Genomic DNA, 24,971 nt, shown 5'->3' on the forward strand with positions numbered 1-24,971 from the left:
TAAGTTTTTCAATATACTTAATACAATTTTAAAGCATTTTTTATGAAAGATTTAACTAAAAAGATCGTCTACCACTAAGGAGACGATCTTTTTTATGTATTTAAATCAATTCTATCCTTGGTCTACCAGAGCAGCCATATATTCTCTGTTCATTCTAGCGATGTTTTCAAGAGAAATTCCTTTAGGACACTCTACTTCACACGCTCCGGTGTTTGAACAGTTACCGAATCCTTCGTCATCCATTGCCTGAACCATGTTAAGAACTCTACGTTTAGCTTCAACTCTACCTTGCGGTAATAAAGCAAACTGAGAAACTTTAGCTCCAACAAATAACATTGCAGATCCGTTTTTACAAGTAGCCACACAAGCTCCACATCCGATACAAGCCGCAGCATCCATTGCTTTGTCTGCATCTTCTTTAGGAACCGGAATAGCATTAGCATCTAATGTATTTCCTGAGGTATTCACAGAAATGAAACCACCCGCAGCCATTACTCTGTCGAATGCACTTCTGTCTACCATTAAATCTTTAATAACTGGGAAAGCAGCACTTCTCCAAGGCTCGATAACGATAGTTTCACCGTCTTTGAACATTCTCATGTGCAACTGACAAGTCGTGATACCCGTATCCGGACCGTGAGCTCTACCATTAATGTAAAGAGAACACATACCGCAGATTCCTTCACGACAGTCGTGATCGAAAGCGATAGGTTCTTTTCCCTCGTTAATAATATTCTCATTAAGGATGTCCAACATTTCTAAGAATGAAGAATCTGTAGAAACATCCGATATTTTATAGGTCTCAAATTGACCTTTAGTTTTACTATTTTTTTGTCTCCAAATTTTCAGCGTAAGATGAAGGCCTTTTTTTGCACTCATAATTTTATATTTATAGGTTGGAGATTATTTGTAACTTCTCGCTTTAACTTCGATGTTGTCATAGATAAGATCTTCTTTGTGCAGAACTTCCTGCTTGATATCATCACCTTGATATTCCCAAGCTCCTACATATTTAAAGTTGACGTCATCTCTTTCTGCCTCACCTTCCGGAGTCGCATGATCCTCTCTGAAATGTCCACCACAAGATTCGTTTCTGTGTAATGCATCAATAGCCATTAATTGGCCAAGTTCAATAAAGTCTGCTACTCTAAATGCTTTTTCAAGCTCAGTGTTCATACCTTCTGCGTCTCCAGGAACTTTTACATTTTTCCAGAAATCTTTTTTCACTTCATCGATTTCTGCGATCGCTTCTCTTAAACCTTCAGGAGTTCTTCCCATTCCAACTTTATTCCACATGATGTGTCCTAGTCGCTTATGGAAGTGGTCTACAGAATGAGTTCCTTTATTATTTATAAAGAAGTTTACTTTGTCTTTAATTTCTTTTTCAGCTTCGTCAAACGCTGCAGAATTTGTAGGGATAGCCCCTGTTCTGATATCTGCAGAAAGATAATCTGCGATCGTATAAGGAAGTACAAAATATCCATCTGCCAAACCTTGCATCAATGCAGAAGCCCCAAGTCTGTTTGCTCCATGGTCTGAGAAGTTGGCTTCACCAATTACGAAACATCCAGGAATGGTAGACTGAAGGTTATAATCAACCCAAACACCACCCATTGTGTAGTGAACGGCAGGATAAATTTTCATTGGAGTTTTGTAAGGATCATCCGCAGTAATTTTTTCATACATTACGAATAAGTTTCCGTATTTCTCTTCAATCCAAGCTTTTCCTAGGTCGTATATTTGTTGATCTGTAGGATTGTGAATATGCTTTTCGATAGCTGATTCTTTACCTTTTTTGATAATTTCTGTAGAGAAATCTAAGTAAACACCTTCTTTAGTTTCGTTATTTTCGATTCCGAAACCGGCATCACATCTTTCTTTACCAGCTCTAGATGCAACGTCACGAGGAACTAAGTTTCCGAATGCAGGATATCTTCTTTCTAAATAGTAATCTCTATCTTCTTCTTTAATATTTTCAGGTCTTAATTTACCTTCTCTAATTGCTACTGAATCTTCAATTTTCTTAGGAACCCAGATTCTTCCTGAGTTTCTTAATGATTCAGACATCAAAGTCAGTTTAGACTGCTGTGTTCCGTGAACAGGAATACAAGTCGGGTGAATCTGTACATAACAAGGGTTTGCAAAATACGCTCCTTTTTTGTGGATTTTCCAAGCTGCAGAAACATTTGAACCCATTGCATTCGTAGAAAGGAAATATACGTTTCCGTATCCTCCTGATGCAATAACTACAGCGTGAGCAGAATGTCTTTCAACTTCACCTGTTACAAGGTTTCTTGCGATAATACCTCTTGCTTTTCCGTCAACAATAACTAGATCCAGCATTTCGTGACGGTTATACATTTTTACTCTACCCTTACCGATCTGACGGCTTAATGAAGAATAAGCACCTAACAATAACTGCTGACCAGTTTGTCCTTTTGCATAGAAAGTTCTTTTAACCTGAACCCCACCAAATGAACGGTTATCTAATTGTCCGCCGTAATCTCTTCCAAAAGGGACACCTTGTGAAACACACTGGTCAATAATATTAGCAGAAACTTCAGCTAATCTGTATACGTTTGCTTCTCTTGCTCTATAGTCACCTCCTTTGATTGTATCGTAGAATAGTCTATAAGTAGAGTCACCATCACCCTGATAATTTTTAGCAGCATTAATTCCCCCTTGAGCAGCAATCGAGTGCGCTCTTCTTGGAGAATCCTGATAACAAAATGCTTTCACATTATATCCCTGCTCTGCCAAAGTAGCAGCTGCAGAACCTCCTGCCAAACCAGTACCTACAACAATAATATCAATCTTATCTCTGTTGTTTGGTGCAACAAGGTTCATATGGTCTTTATGATTTTTCCATTTATCCTTTAGAGGACCAGCTGGAATTCTTGAATCTAATTTACTCATATTAGTATATTGATATTATTGAGTTATAAAATGAAAAATCGCAATAAAAATAAATCCTGCAGGAATAAGGATTGAATACCATTTTCCTAAAGCTTTAATTACCGGAGTGTATTTCGGATGTCTTGCACCAATTGATTGGAAAGAAGACTGAAAACCGTGAGCTAAGTGTAATCCCAATAAAACAAAAGCAATTACATAGATTGCCACTCTCCAGATATCAGCAAACTTTTCGTGCAATTCCGGCCAGAAACGTTCTGCATCAGGAGCTAATCCTTCAACGTACTTGTAATTAATTTCATGTAACCAGAAATCATATAAGTGCAATCCTAAAAATGCCAGAACAACAGCACCAGAAATAATCATATTTCTAGACATCCATGAAGAATTCACAGAAGCGTTGTTTGCAGCGTATTTTATAGGACGCGCTTTGTTATTCTTAACCTCTAATACAAATCCCAGAATAAAATGGAAAAGAACTGCAAAACCCAGAACAGGTTGCATGAGGAACTGAACAAAAGGATTATACCCCATGAAATCAGACGCCGTATTGAAAGCATCGCGATTGATAACGGATAATAAGTTTGTCGTTAAATGCAGTATAAGAAAAATCAGCAAAAACATAGCTGATAATGCCATAGCATATTTTCTACCTATTGTAGAACTCGTTAAACCTGCCATATAAGTTTAAATTTGAATTTCTACAAAATTAAGAAATGTTAACTATACTCAAAAGTGAGAAATCTCACTATTAGTCAGTTTGTAATCTTTCTAAATAAGCCCATAAAGTATTATAAATAAAGGAAAAACGAAAAAAGGCATCAATTAATTTATATTGTAAACTTTACCCTTGTACACCACCTTTTGTGTTAAAGTTGGAAAAAAATTCACTTCAACAGAGTCTAATCTCCTTGAAGATTTGTATGGATTGACGATATATTTGGTAATCTTATCAATATTTGAATTATTTTCAACCCAAAAACAGGTTCTATTTCCCTTTTTTACAGAAAACACTTTATGTTTATAAAAATCATGAAGCATAATTTCTTCTTTTTGAGCTTCAATTGTATCATAACTTATTCGAATAATTAAAAATGCAAAAACTGCCATTATTAGTCTTGATGAATTTTTAAAATTAAATTTTAAGATGGCAAACCTCAAGAAATAAACAATTATGAAAAGCGAAAAAACCTCAACCAAATTCATTGGAATATTTTCAAAAAATAATGAATCAAAATCAGCAAACCAATGAATACTTTTCAACAAAATCTTAATGATAAAATCATATACAATATTGATCAGATTAAAATCAATTTTAAAAGCAATCAAAGCTGTCATTAAAAATGAAAAGACAATAATAACCTCAGAAAAAGGGACAATAATAAAATTCGCTAGAATTGAAATAAACGAAAACTGATGGAAATAATACAGCACCAAAGGAAGCGTTGCCAATTGCGCCGAAACAGAAATTGAGATCGTATTGAAAAGTATTTTTTTCACGTAATTATCCTGTTTGGGGAAATATTTTAAAATTGGCTGATTCAACCAAAAAATACCAAGAACAGCAATGAAACTCAATTGAAATCCTACATCAAAAATCTGCTGAGTATCTAAAATCAAAATAATAAAAGCCGACAACGCTAATGAATGCAATAAATCCGGTTTTCGTTGAAGCAAAACATAAATAAAATATACACTCAACATAATACAGGAGCGCAAAACGGAATTTCCAAATCCGATGAAAGCTGCAAATAGCCAGATAAAAATCAAACTTGAAATAATTACATATTTCCTCAATTTTAATGGAAGAAAATACATACATAAAAAGTAGAATAATCCAAAAATTACCACAATATGCGTTCCTGAAATTGCCAGAAAATGTACCAATCCGGATTTATTAAAATCCTGTACCGTTTCTGAATCAATTTCTGTTCTATCCGCTAAAATAATTCCCTTTAAAAACTCCCGGCTTTGTGGTGAGATTTCAACTTCATCAATATTTTGGAGAACTTCGAGTCTTTTTTGAAGAATTTTTTCATTCCAGCTTAAATCATTTCTAGCAGCAGAAGACAATCCATCTGATAAATAACATTGACGGTCAATATTTTTTCGCAATAAATATTTAGCGTAATCAAACTGAAAATTATATTGAGGAGATTTCGGCTGTGTTACATAGACATCAGCCTTGTAATAATGGTTAAAATCAAACTCTTTACTAATTTTTGGAATAAATAAAATAGAATTAAAATGCTCGTTTTGTGATTGAGGAACAACTTTATATTTTTTATATTTTTCTGTGGAATTTAGTTTTTTAGAAATTTTAAAAATGATAGTTTCATTATGAGAATCAACATTCTTATTAGGAGAAAAACTATTGAAAAAATGAAGAGAAATCCCTACTCCAAAGAACATCAAAACCAATGCATAAGGTTTTAATTTAAATAAAAAATAAGATCTGAAAAATGTAGAAATTAAAATGAGTAAACAAACTCCGATTATTAAATAAATTAAGTTTTCCCTCAAAGAAATTTGATCCTGAAAAAAAATTCCAAGAACGAAACAGATGACCAGAATAAGAAGTGGTTGTTTATTCAATCAAAAAATTTGTGCTGCTCAAAAATATTTATTCGAAATAAAAATAACACGCCAATATTTGAGAATTTGCAAAACGAGTCAACATTCGTTTTATAAAAGAAAAATCGCAGAAAAAATTTCTACGATTTATATGAATAATTCAATATTTTAAACTTTTAAAATCACATCTGCTGCGTGATCACTTGCTCCGCTTCCTCCAAGTTTTTCTCTTAATAACTCGTAGTCTTTTAAAAGCTGAGTTCTTTTCTCGCCTCCTAAAATTCTATTTAATTCATCGACAAGACTTTTCGTATTCAGATCGTTTTGAATTAATTCTTTTACCACTTCCCTATCCATAATCAGATTAACCAAAGAAATATACTTTATATTTTTAACCAATCTTTTGGCAATGGCATAAGAAATTTTACTTCCACGGTAACAAACTACTTCAGGAACATTCAACAAGGCCGTTTCTAAAGTTGCCGTTCCGGAAGTTACCAAAGCTGCTTTTGAACATCTTAACAAATCATACGTTTTATTGGAAACAAAATGAACGTTATCGTCAACATATTTCTGATAAAAATCTTTAGGAAGACTCGGTGCACCGGCAATTACGAACTGATAGTTTTTAAAATGAGGTCGCACAGAAAGCATGATTTCCAGCATTTTTTCAACTTCCTGTTTTCTGGAACCGGGTAAAAGTGCAATAATTTCTTTTTCGTTTAAACCGTGCTCTTTCTTGAAATTATCAATACTGATTTCTTTTAAACTCGAAATGGCATCCAACAACGGATGTCCCACAAAATGAGAATGTACTCCATGTTTTTTATAAAAATCTTCCTCAAAAGGAAGAATCACCATCATTTCATCAACATATTTTTTGATAATCTCTACTCTACCCTCTTTCCAGGCCCAAAGTTGTGGTGAAATATAATAGATAACTTTAATTCCAAGTTCTTTTGCAAATTTTGCAATCCTTAAATTAAACCCCGGATAATCAACCAAAATTAAAACATCAGGTTGATGAGCTTTAATATCTTCTTTACAAATTTTAATATTATTCAGGATCGTTCTCAGATTCATTGCAACCTCCAAAAAGCCCATGAATGCAAGATCACGATAATGTTTCACCAGTGTTCCGCCCTGCTCTTTCATCAAATCACCTCCCCAAAAGCGAAATTCTGCGTTGGGATCTTTCTTTTTTAAAGACTTCATTAAATTACTTCCGTGCAAATCTCCGGACGCCTCTCCTGCGATGATATAATATTTCATTTCTATAATAAGGATAGAGAACAAATTAAGGCTTTGTAAGATCTTAATTTGTAAATTTGTTTCAAAGATAATGATAAAAATGTCAGAAGAATTTGAAATCAGAAATAAAGTTGCAGAGAGCGGTCTTATAAATTTTGATCTTGCCACACTTGTTCCGAAAGGCACTAGAAAAGGCATTGATCTTAAAGATTTTCTTTTCATGGAAATGATCCTGAAAGAAAAAGATTTCCGCGAAAAAGTTGCAGCTATCAATACAGAAGAATATGAGGACACTTATATTTACATTTATAATTCAGCAGATGCGATCGTTCCTCTTTGGGCTTATTTTGTATTAACTGCGAAACTTACAAGTGTAGCAAAAAAAATCGTTTTTGGAAGTCGTGAAGATCTTGAAGTTATCTTAATGCACAACGCAGTTCAGACTTACGACTTTGAAGAAATGAGAGGAAAAAGAGTTTTGGTGAAAGGTTGTTCTGATAAAGAAATACCCGAAAATGCTTATATAGAATTGGTAGAACAGTTACAGCCATTGGTAAAATCTTTGATGTTTGGAGAAGCTTGCTCGAATGTTCCTATTTTAAAAAATTAAAAAGTTTTAAGCTAAATCATTGTAAATTTTTAATCTAAAAATCAACAACTTAAAGAAATCCATAAACTTTAACATTAATTTTAGATTAAAAAAAAATATCGAGGTATATTTTTTGATAACTTTGGTTTACTTAATAATAAAACAAACACAAACATGAGTTTAATCGACCTACTTACAGGTAACACGGGCAATGAAGTTGCACAGCAAGCTGAGAATAAATTTGGCATCAGCAAGAACCAAATTATCGCTTTATTGGCTGTAGCGGCGCCGTTGGTTATTTCGTATCTTAGAAACAAATCTCAAGATGCTAAAGAAGCGGAAGCATTGAATAATGCTTTAGATAAAGACCACGACGGAAGTATTCTTAATGATTCTTCACAACTGGAAGCCAGACAGGCAGAAGGCGGTTCAATTCTTAGTCACATTTTCGGTGGTGATAAGCAGAATGTTGAGAACCAATTATCACAGAACACAGGAATTTCTATTGATAAAATCGGACCTATCCTAGCCATGTTAGCTCCTGTTATCATGGGTTATATCGGAAAAGAAAAACAACAGAGCAATGTTGGAGCAGGAGGTTTGGGAGATCTTTTGGGAGGTATTTTAGGAAATGCTTCTAATCAGGCTCAAGCCCAAGGTTCAAATCCATTGAATGATATTCTAGGAAGTGTTCTTGGTGGCGGACAATCTCAATCTTCAGGAAATCCTTTAAATGATATTTTAGGAGGCGTTCTTGGAGGTGGTGGAAACCAACAAAAACAACAAGATGGCGGCGGCGGATTAGGAGATATCCTTGGCGGCATTTTTGGAAAATAAATAATTTAATTTGAATACAAAAAAAGACCGAAGAGAAATCTTTGGTCTTTTTTATTTTTAAGAAAAATCAGTATTATTTAGATTTTTCTTCTGAAGGTGTAATCTGTTTTGAAGCCTTTCTAAGTCTTCTTTTACCATAACTTCCGTTATTGATTTTTCCTCTTCTTGATTTTTTGTCTCCTTTTCCCATAGATGAATTATTTTGTTGATTAGTACGAATTTAAGCATTCGCATTTAAAAGTCAATCAATTAACTTGTTAAAAATTTTATAATGTTTGACTTAAAAGTTGAAAAATGAAATTTATATCCAATTGTAACTTCCATCTTCCAGCATCTGACTTCCAGTTTATATCATCAAACTTTCACCGTTTTCCATTTTCCTTTTTTAAACAAAATAAAAGCAACAATTGTAATCAAAGTTTCCGCTGTTGGAATAGAAATAAAAACACCTTTCGGACCCATTCCCAAATGTTTTGAAAGAAAATACGCCAACGGAATCTGAAACATCCAAAACCCGAAAAAGTTGACCCAAGTCGGTGTCCATGTATCTCCGGCTCCATTAAAAGCATTGATCATCACCATACCAATTCCGTAGAAAACAAATCCCACACTCATAATGTGTAAAGCATTTGTTGCATAATTTTTAATTTCTATTTCTTTCGTGAAAAATCCTACCAGAAAATCGCCCAACAAAAAGAAAAGCAAACTCACAATGAGCATGAAAATAACATTATATTTAACAGTTTTCATGACAGATTGTTCTGCCCTCAACATTTCATTGGCTCCCATATTTTGACCAACCAACGTTGATGCGGCATTGCTCAATCCCCAAGCCGGAAGCATGAAAAACATCATTAATCTAAGTGCTGTCTGGTAACCTGCTGATGCGTTTTCTTCTCCGGTCGTTGCCACCAATTTTGCTAAGAAAATCCAACTACAAGATGCAATGACAAATTGAAAAATTCCCGGAGTTGCAATTTTCACCGTTGATTTTATTAGTTTGAAATCAGGTTTAAAATAATTTAATTTTATCCGAATGTCTGTATCAGCAACCAAAAGATGATATAATTGATAAATAACTCCAATACTTCTTCCGATCGTTGTTGCAAGAGCCGCACCTGTTAATCCCATCGCCGGAATAGGACCGAAACCTTTAATTAAAACCGGACAAAGAATAATATTGGCAATATTGGCGATCCAAAGACTTTTCATCGCAATGGCAGCATTTCCCGCACCTCGGAAAATTCCGTTGATTAAAAATAAAAGCATGATGATCACACTGCTTCCCATCATAATTCTTGTAAAATCTTTACCGTAAGCTGCTGCTTCAGGTTTTGATCCCATTAGAATTAAAATTTCTTCTGCATAAATAACTCCAACTAAACTTAAAATAAAAGTAATGAAAAATGAAACCAAAATTACCTGCGCTGCACTTTGAGAAGCTTTTTCAGGATTTTTTTCGCCAATTCTTCTTGCAACCAAAGCCGTTGCAGCCATACTCATTCCGATTGCAATAGAATACATGATTGAAAGTACAGATTCTGTAAGCCCGACCGTTTGTATTGCAAACCCGCTTTCTTTAAGATGACCTACAAAATAAAGATCCACTAAGGCAAAAACGGATTCCATTGCCATTTCCAGCATCATCGGAATCGCCAAAAGAAGAACCGCGCTCCTGATCCCGATTTTGATATAATCTACACTCTCGCTACTGAATGCTTTTTTGATGAAATCTATATACTTTGTCATAGCTGTAAAAATCTACGTCAAAAGTATTGATTCAGAAATGATAAATAATTAGCATATGGAAAGTTTTTCGAAAACTTACATCAGACTTCGAAACATTTTAAACAAATTAAAATTTAATGTATTATTTTTAATCAAAACATTACTCTCGATATCATTAAAAGATATATTTTGAAAAAAACATACGTTTTAAGTCATGATAATAAATAATTTTATCAAAAAATGAATTAGCTTTGTATATTCATAAAAAATAAAAATTTCATGAAAAAAATAATCTCTACTTTATTAGTATTCGGAATCTCCATATTTGCCAACCTATTATTTGCGCAGCAGATTTCAAAGGAAAAAAGAGTTGCTTTTCAGACAGACAATATAGAAATACTTAAAAAAAACTTCGCAAAAGAAGATTACAACAAATGTTTCGGAGCTAAAGAAACTTCATACAATCTGCTTTCTTTTAGTGTAAAACACGATAAAAAAAATGTTTTTAATTATTTGCTATCCAATAATGTAGACGTTAATAAAGCATGTGATAATCAAACACCGTTGATGATCGCTGCAAAATACGGAAGAGCAGATCTTGCAAAAGCATTGCTGAAAAAAGGAGCAACAAAGACTTTGAAAAATGACAAAGGACAAACGGCTAAAGATTATTCTGTAGAATACAAAAAGCCTGCTCTTACAGAAATTTTAAAATAGAAATATTCAAAATACAATGTAAAAACTTCCGAAAGGGAGTTTTTTTGTTTTTAAAACCTGCAAAAATCTTATCTTTGCAAACGAAAATTAAAGGCTCAAAACTTTGGGTCTTAAACATTGAACTTTAAACAAATAATTATGTTTCGATCGCACACAAACGGAGAATTATCTCTGAAAAATCTTAATGAAGAAGTTACACTTTCAGGATGGGTACAAACCATTCGTGATAAAGGATTTATGATTTGGATAGATCTTCGAGATCGTTACGGAATTACTCAGTTGGTTTTCGATCAAGACCGTTCTTCAGTGGAATTGATGGAAAATGCAAAAAAACTGGGACGTGAATTTGTAATTCAGGTTACAGGAAAAGTTATCGAAAGAGTAAGCAAAAACCCCAACATTCCAACAGGAGAAATTGAAATTTTAGTTGAAAAATTAGAAGTTCTTAATGAATCTCAACTTCCACCTTTCACCATTGAAGATGAAACGGACGGTGGCGAAGAATTAAGAATGAAATACCGTTACTTGGATATCAGAAGAGCACCGGTAAGAGATAAATTGATCTTCCGTCACAAAATGGCGCAGAAAGTGAGAAATTATCTTTCAGACGAAGGATTTATTGAGGTTGAAACTCCGGTTTTAATCAAATCTACTCCGGAAGGAGCGAGAGACTTCGTTGTACCGAGCAGAATGAATCCGGGGCAATTCTATGCATTACCACAATCACCACAGACTTTCAAACAATTGTTGATGGTTGGCGGAATGGATAAGTATTTCCAAATCGTAAAATGTTTCCGTGACGAAGATTTAAGAGCCGACAGACAGCCGGAATTCACACAAATCGACTGCGAAATGGCTTTTGTAGAGCAGGAAGACGTGATGAATGTTTTTGAAGGAATGACCAAAACGCTGATCAAAGATATTACAGGTCAGAAATTCGGAACTTTCCCAAGAATGACTTTTGCGGATGCGATGCAGAAATACGGAAACGACAAACCGGATATCCGTTTCGGAATGGAGTTCGTGGAATTGAATGAATTAGTAAAAGGAAAAGATTTCAAAATATTTGACGACGCAGAATTGGTTGTCGGAATCAATGTTGAAGGTTGCGCAGATTACACAAGAAAGCAAATCGATGAGCTTGTTGATTGGGTAAAACGTCCACAAATTGGAGCGACAGGATTGATTTGGGCTAAATTTCAGAATGACGGTGTGAAAACCTCTTCTGTGAATAAATTCTACAACGAGGAAGATTTAGCGAAAATCATCGAGAAATTCGGAGCAAAAGAAGGAGATTTAATGTTGATTCTTTCAGGAAACGAGCACAAAGTAAGAACTCAGCTTTCTGCGTTGAGAATGGAGCTTGGAAACCGTTTGGGATTAAGAAAAGGAGATGTTTTCGCACCACTTTGGGTTGTTGATTTCCCGTTATTGGAATTTGACGAAGAAAGCGGACGTTACCACGCAATGCATCACCCTTTCACCTCTCCAAAGCCGGAAGATATTCATCTATTAGAAACTGATCCAGGAAAAGCAAGAGCAAACGCATACGATATGGTTTTGAACGGAAACGAAATCGGTGGTGGTTCTATCAGAATTTTTGATAAAGATTTACAGTCAAGAATGTTTGACTTATTAGGATTCTCAAAAGAAGAAGCAGAAGCTCAGTTCGGATTCTTAATGAACGCCTTCAAATACGGAGCTCCGCCTCACGGTGGTTTAGCCTTTGGGTTTGACCGTTTGGTAGCAATTCTTGACGGAAATGAAGTGATCAGAGATTATATCGCTTTCCCTAAAAATAATTCAGGGCGTGATGTGATGATCGATGCACCTGCTTCAATTGCTGATGAACAGCTCGATGAATTGGAATTGAAATTAAATTTAAAAGCATAAATTTAAAGCGGAGATTTTTTCTCCGCTTTTTTATTTCTTTGAATTTTTAAAAAAGAAGTTATCCAACTCAGAACCCAATTCACCAACTTTTTCCATAAGAATTTCATCATATTTTGCGTAAAGATCATTATTTCTGACTTCAAAAAATTCAGGATAAAACTTATTAACTTCTTTTTGTACAACTTCGTCTAGAGCTTCAATAAATAAAATCCGTCTAGAATTACTATTAGCAAGATCAGGCTGAAACTGGCGTTCAAATTCTCGAAAATCTTCTATATAAGAAGGATTTATTATTTTCTCTGACCATTCAATATGTTTATGTATTTTATCTACAGGAAGATTTTGAAAATACTTTTCTACAAAAGAATGTAACGGAAATTCTTCTCCATGTAATATTTTCAAAATCTTGCCATCTTTCATTCCATAACTTCTTATACTTTTGCTAACTTTATTAACATAAGCCGCAGCATCAGGTTCAGAATTTTCAAGAAATTTTATTATATCCCATAAATACACAATAAAAGGAACAGACACTTCATTTCCGTCATTTTTTTTAAAGAAAATATGGAATTTTACAAGATCTGTTCCGAAATCTAGCATATCACTAATTTCTTCAATACGAGTGATCTTATTCATCATTTTGTAGTTTATTTTAATTAAAATTTAAAACAAATATATTAATTTTTCAACGGCACAATCATTGCAGACTCTTACCCAAAACGTAAGACAATGAAAGCAATTTGGAACGGTGCCATTGGCTTTGGTTTAGTTAATATTCCTGTGAAGATTTATTCTGCCACAGAAACCAGTAAATTGGATTTGGATATGCTTGATAAATCTGATTTTTCGAATATTAAATTCAAAAGAGTCAACGAGAAAACAGGCAAAGAAGTAAAATGGGAAAACATTGTAAAAGGTTATCTCATGGACGACAAATACATCATTCTTGATGAAGAAGATTACGAAGCCGCAAGTCCCGAAAAAAGCAAAATACTTTCTATCGATCAATTTGTGAAAGAAGTTGAAGTTGATTCCGTTTATTTTGAAAATCCTTATTTTTTGGAACCTCAGAAAAATGGGGAAAGTGCTTACAGACTTTTATTAAAAGCTTTATCTGAAACAAAAATGGTCGGTGTCGGAACTTTTGTTCTTCGCGAAAGTGAGGCGATTGGAATGATTCGACCTTATAATGATGAAGTTTTGGTTTTAAATCGATTGAGATTTGCTCAGGAAATGAGAGATTATAAAGATTTAAAAATTCCTGAAAAAAAAGCCCCAAAACCCGCCGAACTCAAAATGGCGGTAAATCTTATCGAACAGCTTTCCCAAGAATTTGATCCGGAAATGTATAAAGATACTTATGCCGAAGCATTACTGAAAATCATTAAGCAAAAAGCAAAAGGCAAAGGAGTAAAAACCAAAAAAGCCGAACCAGCAAAAGAAGGCAAAGTAATCGACTTAATGGCTCAATTAAAAGCAAGTTTACAAAGTCCGAAATCTAAAAATGCATCGTAATGGCTCTCAAAGATTATAACGAAAAACGTAAGTTCGACGAAACCACCGAACCCAAAGGCAAAGCAAAAAAGAGTAATGACAAACTTATTTTTGTGATTCAAAGGCATGCCGCATCGCGTCTTCACTATGATTTCAGGTTAGAAATGGAAGGCGTTTTGAAAAGTTGGGCAGTTCCGAAAGGTCCGTCACTGGATCCGAAAGACAAACGTCTGGCGATGATGGTGGAAGATCATCCTTACGATTATAAAGATTTTGAAGGAAATATTCCCGAAGGAAATTATGGAGCCGGACAAGTAGAAGTCTGGGACAGCGGAACTTACGAACCTTTGGATGAAACCAGCAAACTTTCGGACGAAAAAGAATTGTTGAAAGAATTAAAAGCAGGTTCGTTAAAATTCATTTTACACGGCAAAAAACTGAAAGGTGAATTCGCTTTGGTTAAAATGAAAAATGCCGAAAACAACGCTTGGTTATTAATCAAACATAAAGACGATTTTGCAGAGGAAAAATATGATGCGGAAGAAAATACATCAAAAAATTCTCAGGTCACCAAATTTTTAGAGGAAAAAAAAAGCCTAAAAAGCAACAAAGAGAAGTTATAACTTCAGAAATAAAGCCTAAATTTCAACGATTCAATTCTTTAGGTGACGAAAAAAAATTAGAGAATTTCATTAAACCGATGTTTGCCAAATTTTTTGAAAAAGCATTTGATGATGAAGACTGGATTTTTGAAATAAAATGGGACGGTTATCGCGCTATTGCTGATCTCAGCAATGAAAAACCTCTCTTCTACTCCCGAAATGGAATTTCTTTTTTATCAAAATTTGATAAAGTCTCAAAGAATTTTGATCAACAGAAGCACAAAATGATTCTTGATGGTGAAATTGTGGCTTATGACGAAAACGGAAAGCCAAATTTTCAACTATTACAACAAATTGGAGACAATCCCAATTTAGCCTTAGTTTATCAGGTTTTCGATTTACTTTGGCTCAATGGCCATTCTACGGAAGAGATCCCTTTAATTCAACGGAAAGAGCTTTTAAAAGAGGCTTTGATTGAAACGGAAGTCATCAAATATTGTGATCACATCCCGGAAAAAGGTATCGATTTTTTTAATGAAATGAAAAAAATGCAATTGGAGGGAATGATCGCCAAAAAATCAGACAGTCTTTATATTGAAAACTACAGAAGTTCGGATTGGCTGAAAATAAAATTCACCAATACAGAAGAAGCTATAATTTGTGGATTTACAAAGCCGAGAGGCTCGAGAGAAGGTTTTGGAGCGTTGATTTTAGGAAAATATATTGACGGAAAGTTGATTTATTCCGGTCACACGGGAACAGGTTTTAATAAAGAATCATTGAATCTGCTTCATGAAAGACTGAAAAAATTAGTTATAAAAACATCTCCGTTTGAAGCCGTTCCTAAAACGAATATGCCTGTAACATGGACAAAACCTGAATTGGTCTGCGAAATAAAATATTCTGAGATTACCAAAGACGGAATTTTCCGGCATCCTGTTTTTGTTGCGATCCGTGAAGATAAAAACCCCGAAGATACAAACGAAAAACCTAAAGAGATGAAAGCCAAAACACCAGCAAAAAAGACATCAACTTCAGAAAAAGAAAAGGAAATCACTTTAGACAAACATAAAGTAAAACTTACCAATCAGGATAAAGTTTATTTTCCGAAAGATGAGATTACAAAAGGTGATGTAATCGAATATTATCAATCTGTCGCCAATTTTATTTTACCACATTTGAAAAACCGTCCGTTGTCATTAAACCGTTTTCCCAATGGAATTGATGAGCAAAGCTTTTATCAAAAAGATGCAAGTGACAATATTCCTGACTGGATAAAAACAACGCAGGTTTATTCGGAATCTAATGATAAATACATTGATTATATTTACTGTAATGACAAGGCGACATTGGCTTATCTGAATAATTTAGGTTGTATTGATCTGAATCCTTGGAACTCTTCGCTTCCTGATTTGGAGCATCCTGATTTTATGGTTTTAGATCTCGATCCTTCGAAGAAAAATAGTTTTGATGATGTAATTGAAACCGCTTTGCAGGTTAATGAGGTTTTAAATTCAATTAAAATTAAAGGCTATTGTAAAACTTCTGGAAGTACAGGAATTCACGTCTACATTCCGATGGGTGGGAAATATGATTTTGACCAAGTGAAAGATTTTGCGCATATTTTAATGAAGCAAGTCAATGAAAAGCTTCCAAAAATAACAACTTTAGAAAGAAGTTTGCAAAAAAGAGACGACAAGAAAATCTACCTAGATTATCTTCAAAATAGAACCGGACAAACATTGGCAAGTGTTTACAGCTTACGACCAAAAGAAGGTGCTTCTGTGTCTATGCCTTTGGAATGGGAAGAATTAAAGCCAGGTTTGAAACCAACTGATTTTAATATTCATAATGCTTTGGAAAGAATTAAAGAAAAAGGTGATTTGTTCAAACCTGTTTTGGGTAAGGGAATCGATATGATGAAGGCGTTGGAATTGTTGCAGGATCTTGAATAATTTTGGTATTTTTGAATGAACTAAAAATACAGAATGAAAACTTCAATTTTATTAATTCTCATTTTTTGTTTGAGTTGTTCTGAGAAAAAAACAGATAAAAAGTCAAACTACGATCAACCGAATTATTCATTTGATAATATATTAAGTTACCGCAAAGAAGATACCATATTTATAAAATCAAGATTTCAAGATTGTGGAGAATGGGGTGGTCATGAGGAATTAGTTAAAATCTACCGCTCAGAACGAAAACCCAAGTTGACTTATGTCAAATTCAAGGTTGATTGCGGAATCAGAAACTCATTAGGTCAAATAATTCAAACCAAAAAATTTACCCAACATATTTTATTATCAAATTCACAGCAATTAGTATTAATGAAATATATGAATGATTTAATGAAATTTCAGTTTCTTAAAGAAGAAATTTCACATTCTGGAAACTCCTTTTATTTAAGTAATACCAAGGGAGATTTGAAAATTTCTCATTATGGAGACCAATATTTACCTTTAAACAGTTACAATACTTTAATGACTGCATTAAAGCTTCCAAAAGTAAATATTGAAAATAGGTAATTAAGGCAATTTCGCAACCAAATTCTCCGGCAACACTTTCAAAATCAAATAAATCAATTTCCATTTAAAGTTTGGAACAATAGTGAAAGAATTTCCGGCATTGACGATATGTTTGGCTACATAATCAGGTTCCATGATTAAAGATTCATTCAGTTGTAAACCTTCATTAATTTTTGTTCTGATATAACCAATCACTAAAGCATTGACTTTAATATTCCTAGAAGCTAATTCTTGTCTTAAGCCAGCTAAATAAGTTGTAAAAGCCGCTTTTGTACTTCCGTAAACAAAATTACTTTTTCGACCTCGAACGCCCGAAAGTGAAGACAGTCCGATAATTCGTTCTAAATTCTTATTGCTTTCGTCCATTGCAATAATATTCAGAATAGATACAGCTCCCATGTAATTCGTAATCATCATTTGTTGAGTTCCTTTGAAATCTTTCAAAGCTTTGTCATTATCTACTAAAAAACCTGCTGCATAAACCGCGATATGAGGTTTTATTGGAAGTTCATCATAGAATTTCTGATGTGAATCAAAATCTGCTGCATCAAAATATAAAACCGTTATTTTTGATTGGTCTAGATTATTGGAAACTATAAAATTTTCTAATGATTTTGTATTTCGGGAAGCTGCAATGATCGTACATCCTTTTGACAAATATTGTAAAATAGATTGCTTCGCAACATCGGAATTAGCACCTAGAATGAGAACGGTTTTGTTTGTGTTTTGATTCATGCGACAAAGATATTTTATTTTAAAATTTAAACACAAATTTCACAAATGTTTTCACTAATAATACAGATTCTTAGTCCATATTCTTAACACTATGTTTGTCATCCTGAAATGATCTAGCCATATATTACTTTTAAGAATTTAGATTCCTCTGGAATGACAAAATGAATAGATACCTTTATTATAAAAAGAATCGGCGCGGTGAGCTTTGCTCACCGCGCCGAAACGTAATATTTCAAAAACTAAAAATTACTTATTTTCAGTTTCGATTTCCTTTTTCTCAACTGGTTTATCAGTTGTTTTTACTGCTTTTTCTCCAAAACGAGTTTCTGTAAATTCTCTTGAAACAGCCGCTTTTTCGAATTTTAATTTTCCTGATAATGTTTCAATAACGAAACCATCATCCTGAACCTGAGCAATTCTTCCGTGAAGACCAGAGGTAAGAACTACTCTAGTTCCAACTTTTAAGTTTTCCTGGAAAGTTTTTTCTTTCTTTTGTTTTGCTTGTTGTGGTCTTATCATTAAGAAATAAAAACCTACAAACATCACCCCCATCATGATCAACATCATTGGAGACGAACCTCCCGCTGGAGCTGCTTGTAAAAAGATTGTTAATATACTCATTATATTATGGTTGAATATTAGCTGTAAATGTTAATTTAATTGGAGCTTTATCTACGTTCGCAAAAACATCTGCATACTTACTTACATTTCCATCAAAGCTTGAAGAGTCAAAATGCAATGTAATTTTTCCTTTTTTACCGGGCATAATTGGTTCTTTTGTGAAATCAGGTACTGTACATCCACATCCTGGCTTTACTTCAGAAATTACCAAAGGATTTTTTCCTGTATTTGTAATTTCATATACGTGCTCTACTTTATCTCCTTTTTTGATTTTTCCAAAATCGAAGCTGTTTTCAGAAAGAGCAATTGTTGTTAATGGCTGGTTAGATGGAGCCGGTGTTCCTGCTACCGCCGGAGTAGCCGTCGCTGCACCTTCCTGTACGTGAACTGCTGAAGAATCAGTTGGCGGCAAATTATTTGCAGCACTAGAATCTACTGCTACAGCATCTGATCCCTGAACTTCTTTGCTTTCTTTTTTACAAGAAACTAAACCAAAGCCTATAATAGACAAAGCGATAATTGATAACGTCTTTTTCATGTTAAATTCTATTTTGATCTTTACAATATTTATCTAAAATTCCGTTGATGAAGATATTGGATCTGTCTGTAGCAAATACTTTAGCGATCTCTATATATTCATTAATAATTACTCTTGAAGGGGTGAAGGCAAAATTATCAAGCTCAGAAATTGCTGTTGTTAAAATAACTTTGTCCATTAAAGAAACTCTATCCAAATCCCAGTTTTCCAATCTTTCACCTAACTTTTTCTCGTTGCTTTCCCAGTTGTTCAGTGTGTCTCTCAACAATTTACCTGCGAAATCTCTGTCTTCATCATCTTTCACCATTTTGATCAAAGTTCTACTTTCTTCATCTTCCTTTAGAAAACCAATCGTTTTTTGAACCATTGAATTAGCAATATGAATATCATCATACCAAGTTAATTCTTTATCCCCAAGATATTCATGAAAATCTTCATTTTCAGCGATGTATCTTAAAAATAATTTTCCAATAAATTTTTGATCTTCCTCAAAAGAATACCCATCTTCTTTCATGAAATCCTGATAACGCTTTCCTGCAGTAATTCTCTGGAAAGTTCTCACCAAAAGATCATCATGAAGATCCCACTTCAATTGTTTATGCTGACCAGTAAAAAATAATCTCTCAGGATTTTCTTCAATCTTAATTAATACTTGGTTGCTGATGAATTTTTGATTAGGATTGGTATTCGCATCGGTTTTGATGTATTTATTCTTACCGATTTCGATCTGATGTTCTGCAAGATCTTTCAATGCCACTAAAAAGTTTAGTTCATAGATATACAGATAATAGATTTTTTCTATTCCAGAGAACATGTTTTTCTCTAAAACATCAAATTTTATTGGATTTTGGTAGTAAGAATACACACTTTCTACTACTTTTTCACGGATTTGTCGTCGTCCTAACATTCAAAGAGCTTTTTATGGGTGCAAAGATACGAAATTTAAAATTTATGAAATTCGTAGTCTGCTTCTATTTTTGTAATTTTGCAAAACTTTATGAAAGCTTTAAAAACTCTAAACCCTTATTTTTGGAAACATAAAATATTATTGTTTTGGGGGTCGCTGTTTATCATTACCAGCAATTTTTTCAATATATACAAAGTTCAGTTTGTAGGAAAATCGGTTGATGAACTTACAAAAAACGGAAATTACGGCTTCAATAAGCAGATATTAATTTATGTTGCCATTATTGTCGGATGTTCCCTTCTTACCGGATTTTTCACCTTTATGATGAGACAAACTATTATTGTAGCATCAAGAAGGATTGAATATGAGCTGAAAAATAAAATCTACAGACATTATCAGGAATTATCTTTAACGGATTACAAACAAACGACTATTGGTGATTTAATGAACCGATTAAGTGAAGATGTTGTGGCTGTAAGAATGTATCTTGGACCTGGTGTGATGTACGTTGTGAACTTAATTATTCTATTAATTATCACAAGTATTTATATGCTGAAAACGGATGTATCAATGACTTTATGGACATTGTTGCCTCTTCCCATTTTATCATTTGCTATTTTCAAGGTAAGTTCTATTATTAATAAAAAGTCGAAGATTATGCAGAAAAGTCAGTCTGCAATTTCAACTTTTGTTCAGGATAGTTTTTCGGGAATCCGTGTTGTGAAGTTTTTTGCGAAAGAAAATTACATCAAGAAAAATTACAGCGTAAAAGTCACTGATTATCAAGACAAAGCTTTAGATTTAGCTAAAACCGAAGCATATTTCTTTACCATTATTTTATTCGTAATCGGTCTATTAAACGTTGCCATTATTTTAATTGGCGGTCAAAAATATATTGACGGACAATTAAGTATCGGTAAAATCGCCGATTTCTTCATGTATATCAACACATTGATATTTCCTTTCTCAATGGTTGGCTGGGTAACTTCTGTGAACCAAAGAGCTGAAGCTTCCATGCAAAGAATCAATGAATTTTTGGATAAAAAATCTGAAGTTATCAATACAAACTTCGAAAACTATCCTATTAAAGGAGATATTGAGTTCAGAAATGTGTCTTATGTTTACCCAAATACAGGAATTAAGGCGTTAGATAATTTAAGTTTTAAAATCGATGCCGGACAATCTCTCGCGATCATGGGTAAAACAGGAAGTGGAAAATCTACCATTGCCTTACTTCTTTGCCGATTAATTGATCCTACGGAAGGAGAAATTTTAATTGATGGTAAAAATCTTAAAGATCATAACTTAGACAATTACAGAAATTTTATAGGCTACATTCCGCAGGAAAGTTACTTGTTTTCAGATTCTATCGAGAGTAATATTGGGTTTGCAATAGACAATCCTTCCCACGATAAAGTCGTTGAATATGCCAAGATCGCAGATGTTGATAAAAACATCATCGACTTCAAAGATCAATATAAAACACTTGTTGGTGAGCGTGGTGTAATGCTTTCGGGAGGTCAGAAACAGCGTATTTGTATCGCTAGAGCCTTAATTAAAGACCCAAACATCATTATTTTCGACGATTCATTGTCTGCTTTGGACACTGAAACCGAGCAGAATATCTTAGAAAATATAGAATCAAAAATTCACAACGCTACGTCCATAATTATCACACACAGAGAGTCTAGCGCTCAGAGAGCAGATAAAATTATTAATCTTACTGAAATTACCAATTCTTTAACCGCTTAGCCATTTCATTCGGAATTGTTAAATAAATCATAAAAAAAATTTTGTGATTAAAAGAAAACTTTTATATTTGTTCTTAACAAGATTAAAAAATATCTAACAATGAGTGAATACAAGGAACGCCATGAAAATGAAATTTTCACGAAGGTGTTAAAAGCAGGAAGAAGAACTTATTTCTTTGATGTGCGCGAGACGAAAGCAGGAGATTATTATCTTACGATTACCGAAAGCAAAAAGAACTTCGGAGAGAATGGAGAGGCTACATTCGAGAAACACAAAATTTATCTTTACAAAGAGGATTTTAAAAGTTTTCAGGAGATGTTTAATGAATCCACAGATTTCATCATTAACGAAAAAGGTGAGGATGTAATATCAGAAAAGCATGACAAAGACTTCAAAAGCAAATCTTATACAATAGATTCTGACGACGAGGTTTAAGCCAAAACAATATCTTAAAAACACAAGCATCTGAAAAAAGATGCTTTTTTTATGTTTATATTTTAATAAATCTTATTGATTTTCTTGATTTTATTGCATAAAAAAAAACACATTCTCAATGAAGAAAATGTGTTTAAATGTGGGTGAATGAGGGGTCTCGAACCCCCGACCTCCGGAACCACAATCCGGCGCTCTAACCAACTGAGCTACAATCACCGTTTTGGTGGTGCAAATATAAGAAAGATTTTTTAATTACAAAATAATTCCATCAAAATTTTTCAACGCAATCAGCTTCTCAGTCGTAAATCCCTCAGCATAAGTAACTCCCGATAACCTTCCTAAGTCTTGTGCACGGTACGTTAAACTCTCGTAGAAGTCTTTTGATGTAATCGGAGTCTCAGGTTCCTTAGAAGTTGGATCATAAAACTGAGTTTTGAATGCCATACACGCTTCGATCTTCTTATCGAGATGCTCAGAAATGTCAATAACAAATTCCGGTTTGATATTTTTCCACTGAATATAATTGAAAATATGCTTTGGTCTCCATACCTCTTGATTTTCTCCGTCCTCTGAAGTTTCAATTTTTCTTAAGCCAGATAAAAAGCACGCATCCGATACTAATTTCGCTCCTTTTGCGTGATCTGGATGTCTATCATCAATCGCGTTCGCTAAAACGATTTCTGGCCTGTATTTGCGAATCATTTTTACGATCTTTAATTGATATTCTTCAGAATTCACAAGAAAGCCATCTTTCATTCCTAAATTCTCTCTCGCAGAAACTCCCAAAATCTTTGCAGAATTTCCGGCCTCTATTCTTCTTGTTTCATCTGTACCTCTGGTTCCCATTTCGCCTTTCGTTAAATCAACGATAACGCATGTTTTTCCTTCTGAAATTAATTTGGCAATTGTTCCGCCGCAACCTAACTCAACATCATCAGGATGTGCTCCAAAAGCAAGTATGTCTATTTTCATTTATTCTTTTTAATTTTAATTTGTAAGATGAAACGTTCAATTACTATGCTCGTGTTATCGAATTTTTAACCAAGCCGTTTCATACTTTCAAATATAAGATTTAAAATAAAAACTTCCCAAACATTACGAATGGGAAGTTTTAATATCTATAATTTAAATTTTAAATTACTTGTTGATCTCTCCGTTTAGCTTTACAGCATCTTGGTATGTTGGATCTAACTGTAAAGATTTTGCAACATAATCTTTTGCTTTCGCAAGATCAGAATCTTTATTCATATAAGCTACTGCAAAATAAGCATAAGCCAATGTTTGCTTGTTAGCCTCCATATCAGCAGGTTTTACCGTTGAAATAAATTTCTCATAAGCAATTTTTGCAGCATCATTATTACCAGCTTGTTGGTAAGAATATCCTTGACTGTAATATGCGGGAGCCCAATCAGGAAGAAGAGTGCTCATTTTCTGCCATGTAAGGATTGCTCCATTCCAGTTTTTAGCATCTTGGTAAGCTGTCGCCAACTTAAACAATGAATCTGTATCCTGAGCATTAGCAGCTACTTTTTGCTTTAATCCTTCGATAGTCGGGTTTGTTGGCCCAGTATCAGCAGAACCTTGTGATACAGCACCACCTCCAGCGATCTTAGCAAGCTCCATATCCCACTTCAATGTTTCGTCTTTTGCACCTTTAGCAATTGCTACTTTTTGTTGAGCCTCAGTCATTAAAGCTGTTTTCTTAGCAGCATCTTTTTCGTCTTTAGCCAAGCCAGCAGCAATCAGACCTTGTAAACCTTGGTCAGCAGGCTGTACTCTAGACTTTTCAGCCTGAGAAACGAAACTATCCATGCTTTGTTTAGCTTCAGCATATTTTCCGTCAGCATATAATTGATATGCTCTTAATTTGAATTTGATTGGATCATCAACTTTGTCAAAAATCTTATCTAAGATCATTTTAGAGTTTGCATAATCTTCATTAGTGAAATAAAGTTTAGCAATTTCTAATTGTGTATACGGATCTTCATCAGCATACTTTGTATAGTTGATCAAATCCTGAGTTGCTTTCGCATTCTCCTGATATTTAATATCATAAGCAGCTAAAGCTTTGTAAGCAGGTGCATAAGTAGCATCTGTAGCAATTGCTTTATCTATATTTGTTTTAGCTTGTTGCCATTGTTGTGCAGCCATCCATAAAGTACCCATTCTTGTATAAACAGACGCTTTATTTTTAGCAACAGGTAAAGCCTTATCATAAGCTGTCATTGCATCACCAGGGATTCTTTTTAATCTGTAAGCATCTCCTAATGTATAGTAATAATGTGCAGGAACTTCTTTTTTAGCAGCTCTTTCAATTGCTTTATTCAAAAACTGAATAGCAAGATCCGGAGAGTTATTTTTCTCAAATAATGTTAAAGCTTCAGCAGCTCTGAACAATACTTCTGCATCTTTTTCTCTAGAATCAGTTACAATTTTCTGGATTTCAGCAATTGCATTTTTATCACCCTTTCCTAGTTTCACAGCAGCCAAACCAATTTTATTAAGGTAGCTTTTGCTATCTGCTGCAAGACCTTTATTAAAACTTTCCGTTGCTTTTGCAAAATCAGGTTCACCTTGTCTTAAAAATGTATTTCCTAAGTAGAAATAATTTTCAGCAGTAGGTGTTTTAGCAATCATGTCAGTGAAATTAGTTTTTGCTTGAGCAAATTTATCACTGTCAATACTGTTAATACCATCTTGTACTGTTTGCGCAGAGGCAAAGTTGGCAAAAAATACCACGGCTGCCCCAAAAGCAATCTTCTTTACATTCATAATCATTATATCTTTCATTTTAATATATTCTAAACTGAATTAATTCATTACACAATTTTCAGACCAAAATAGTATAATTATTTTGAGG

The 24,971-nt window shown here is 33.8% G+C and carries 24 protein-coding genes and 1 tRNA gene; 10 read left to right on the forward strand and 15 right to left on the reverse strand.

Going from position 1 to position 24,971, the window contains the following annotated elements; genetic code table 11:
* Positions 1 to 111 precede the first annotated feature (111 nt).
* The 5 genes from EG348_RS04145 to lpxB form a co-directional block, all read right to left on the reverse strand.
* Positions 112 to 879: a succinate dehydrogenase/fumarate reductase iron-sulfur subunit gene (locus EG348_RS04145; RefSeq protein ID WP_123980919.1), complete on the reverse strand. Its 768-nt coding sequence runs from the start codon at positions 877 to 879 to the stop codon at positions 112 to 114.
* A 24-nt stretch (positions 880 to 903) separates the two neighbouring features.
* Positions 904 to 2,916: a fumarate reductase/succinate dehydrogenase flavoprotein subunit gene (locus tag EG348_RS04150; protein WP_123980921.1), complete on the reverse strand. Its 2,013-nt coding sequence runs from the start codon at positions 2,914 to 2,916 to the stop codon at positions 904 to 906.
* Positions 2,917 to 2,931: 15 nt separating this feature from the next.
* A complete protein-coding gene (locus tag EG348_RS04155; protein ID WP_066754841.1) occupies positions 2,932 to 3,594 on the reverse strand; it encodes a succinate dehydrogenase cytochrome b subunit in 663 nt (220 codons plus the stop codon).
* 144 nt (positions 3,595 to 3,738) lie between these two features.
* Complete coding sequence (locus EG348_RS04160) at positions 3,739 to 5,508, reverse strand: ComEC/Rec2 family competence protein (protein ID WP_123980923.1); 1,770 nt, start codon at positions 5,506 to 5,508, stop codon at positions 3,739 to 3,741.
* A gap of 147 nt (positions 5,509 to 5,655) precedes the next feature.
* Complete coding sequence (gene lpxB / locus EG348_RS04165; RefSeq protein WP_123980925.1) at positions 5,656 to 6,759, reverse strand: lipid-A-disaccharide synthase; 1,104 nt, start codon at positions 6,757 to 6,759, stop codon at positions 5,656 to 5,658.
* Between the two features lie 79 nt (positions 6,760 to 6,838).
* Here lpxB and EG348_RS04170 point away from each other — a divergent pair, with 79 nt between their 5' ends.
* On the forward strand, positions 6,839 to 7,348 hold the full coding sequence (locus EG348_RS04170; protein ID WP_123980927.1) for a DUF2480 family protein: 510 nt from the start codon (positions 6,839 to 6,841) through the stop codon (positions 7,346 to 7,348).
* 153 nt (positions 7,349 to 7,501) lie between these two features.
* Positions 7,502 to 8,164, forward strand: coding sequence for a DUF937 domain-containing protein (locus EG348_RS04175; RefSeq protein ID WP_123980929.1), 663 nt, complete (start codon positions 7,502 to 7,504; stop codon positions 8,162 to 8,164).
* A 73-nt stretch (positions 8,165 to 8,237) separates the two neighbouring features.
* Here the strand turns inward: EG348_RS04175 and EG348_RS04180 are convergent, their stop codons facing one another.
* Positions 8,238 to 8,354: a 30S ribosomal protein THX gene (locus EG348_RS04180; RefSeq protein ID WP_066754832.1), complete on the reverse strand. Its 117-nt coding sequence runs from the start codon at positions 8,352 to 8,354 to the stop codon at positions 8,238 to 8,240.
* A gap of 164 nt (positions 8,355 to 8,518) precedes the next feature.
* Positions 8,519 to 9,913 carry an MATE family efflux transporter gene (locus tag EG348_RS04185; protein ID WP_123980931.1) on the reverse strand — a complete coding sequence of 465 codons (1,395 nt, stop codon included), beginning with the start codon at positions 9,911 to 9,913 and terminating at the stop codon, positions 8,519 to 8,521.
* Between the two features lie 258 nt (positions 9,914 to 10,171).
* Between EG348_RS04185 and EG348_RS04190 the strand changes: the two genes are divergently transcribed.
* Positions 10,172 to 10,609, forward strand: coding sequence for an ankyrin repeat domain-containing protein (locus EG348_RS04190; protein WP_123980933.1), 438 nt, complete (start codon positions 10,172 to 10,174; stop codon positions 10,607 to 10,609).
* A gap of 138 nt (positions 10,610 to 10,747) precedes the next feature.
* Entirely contained in the window at positions 10,748 to 12,502 is a 1,755-nt protein-coding gene (gene aspS / locus EG348_RS04195; RefSeq protein ID WP_123980935.1) for an aspartate--tRNA ligase, read from the forward strand.
* A gap of 30 nt (positions 12,503 to 12,532) precedes the next feature.
* Here the strand turns inward: aspS and EG348_RS04200 are convergent, their stop codons facing one another.
* Entirely contained in the window at positions 12,533 to 13,141 is a 609-nt protein-coding gene (locus EG348_RS04200) for a hypothetical protein (protein ID WP_123980937.1), read from the reverse strand.
* Positions 13,142 to 13,231: 90 nt separating this feature from the next.
* On the opposite strand from EG348_RS04200, the gene EG348_RS04205 reads away from it, so the two are divergent.
* The 4 genes from EG348_RS04205 (at position 13,232) to EG348_RS04220 (ending at position 17,123) form a co-directional block, all read left to right on the forward strand.
* Entirely contained in the window at positions 13,232 to 14,017 is a 786-nt protein-coding gene (locus EG348_RS04205; protein ID WP_123980939.1) for a Ku protein, read from the forward strand.
* Positions 14,017 to 14,619 (forward strand): DNA polymerase ligase N-terminal domain-containing protein, encoded by a 603-nt coding sequence (locus EG348_RS04210; protein WP_123980941.1) that lies wholly within the window; start codon positions 14,017 to 14,019, stop codon positions 14,617 to 14,619. The genes EG348_RS04205 and EG348_RS04210 overlap by 1 nt, the downstream gene beginning before the upstream one ends.
* Before the next feature lie 77 nt (positions 14,620 to 14,696).
* Entirely contained in the window at positions 14,697 to 16,553 is a 1,857-nt protein-coding gene (gene ligD, locus EG348_RS04215; RefSeq protein ID WP_123980943.1) for a DNA ligase D, read from the forward strand.
* Positions 16,554 to 16,586: 33 nt separating this feature from the next.
* Positions 16,587 to 17,123, forward strand: coding sequence for a hypothetical protein (locus EG348_RS04220; protein WP_123980945.1), 537 nt, complete (start codon positions 16,587 to 16,589; stop codon positions 17,121 to 17,123).
* Here the strand turns inward: EG348_RS04220 and EG348_RS04225 are convergent, their stop codons facing one another.
* The 4 genes from EG348_RS04225 to EG348_RS04240 form a co-directional block, all read right to left on the reverse strand.
* Positions 17,124 to 17,858 (reverse strand): SDR family NAD(P)-dependent oxidoreductase, encoded by a 735-nt coding sequence (locus EG348_RS04225; RefSeq protein WP_123980947.1) that lies wholly within the window; start codon positions 17,856 to 17,858, stop codon positions 17,124 to 17,126. It lies immediately after the preceding gene.
* A gap of 246 nt (positions 17,859 to 18,104) precedes the next feature.
* On the reverse strand, positions 18,105 to 18,479 hold the full coding sequence (yajC, locus tag EG348_RS04230; protein ID WP_123980949.1) for a preprotein translocase subunit YajC: 375 nt from the start codon (positions 18,477 to 18,479) through the stop codon (positions 18,105 to 18,107).
* A 4-nt stretch (positions 18,480 to 18,483) separates the two neighbouring features.
* Positions 18,484 to 19,017, reverse strand: a complete 534-nt coding sequence (locus EG348_RS04235) for a DUF1573 domain-containing protein (RefSeq protein ID WP_185145494.1) — start codon at positions 19,015 to 19,017, stop codon at positions 18,484 to 18,486.
* 1 nt (position 19,018) lies between these two features.
* The gene (locus tag EG348_RS04240; protein ID WP_123980951.1) at positions 19,019 to 19,924 is read right to left on the reverse strand and encodes a transcription antitermination protein NusB; all 906 of its coding nucleotides are present in this window, start codon (positions 19,922 to 19,924) and stop codon (positions 19,019 to 19,021) included.
* A gap of 90 nt (positions 19,925 to 20,014) precedes the next feature.
* Here EG348_RS04240 and EG348_RS04245 point away from each other — a divergent pair, with 90 nt between their 5' ends.
* Both EG348_RS04245 and EG348_RS04250 read left to right on the forward strand, forming a co-directional pair.
* Positions 20,015 to 21,676, forward strand: a complete 1,662-nt coding sequence (locus EG348_RS04245) for an ABC transporter ATP-binding protein (RefSeq protein WP_123980953.1) — start codon at positions 20,015 to 20,017, stop codon at positions 21,674 to 21,676.
* Between the two features lie 99 nt (positions 21,677 to 21,775).
* Complete coding sequence (locus tag EG348_RS04250; protein ID WP_034679055.1) at positions 21,776 to 22,111, forward strand: DUF3276 family protein; 336 nt, start codon at positions 21,776 to 21,778, stop codon at positions 22,109 to 22,111.
* A 141-nt stretch (positions 22,112 to 22,252) separates the two neighbouring features.
* On the opposite strand, the gene EG348_RS04255 is transcribed toward EG348_RS04250, so the two are convergent.
* From EG348_RS04255 to EG348_RS04265, 3 genes are all read right to left on the reverse strand, one after another.
* Positions 22,253 to 22,328: transfer RNA gene (locus tag EG348_RS04255), tRNA-His, on the reverse strand.
* A gap of 35 nt (positions 22,329 to 22,363) precedes the next feature.
* On the reverse strand, positions 22,364 to 23,083 hold the full coding sequence (bshB1, locus tag EG348_RS04260; RefSeq protein ID WP_123980955.1) for a bacillithiol biosynthesis deacetylase BshB1: 720 nt from the start codon (positions 23,081 to 23,083) through the stop codon (positions 22,364 to 22,366).
* A 165-nt stretch (positions 23,084 to 23,248) separates the two neighbouring features.
* Positions 23,249 to 24,901, reverse strand: coding sequence for a tetratricopeptide repeat protein (locus tag EG348_RS04265; RefSeq protein WP_123980957.1), 1,653 nt, complete (start codon positions 24,899 to 24,901; stop codon positions 23,249 to 23,251).
* Positions 24,902 to 24,971 lie beyond the last annotated feature (70 nt).

The sequence above is a fragment of the Chryseobacterium sp. G0201 genome, from assembly GCF_003815655.1.
Classification (GTDB): domain Bacteria; phylum Bacteroidota; class Bacteroidia; order Flavobacteriales; family Weeksellaceae; genus Chryseobacterium.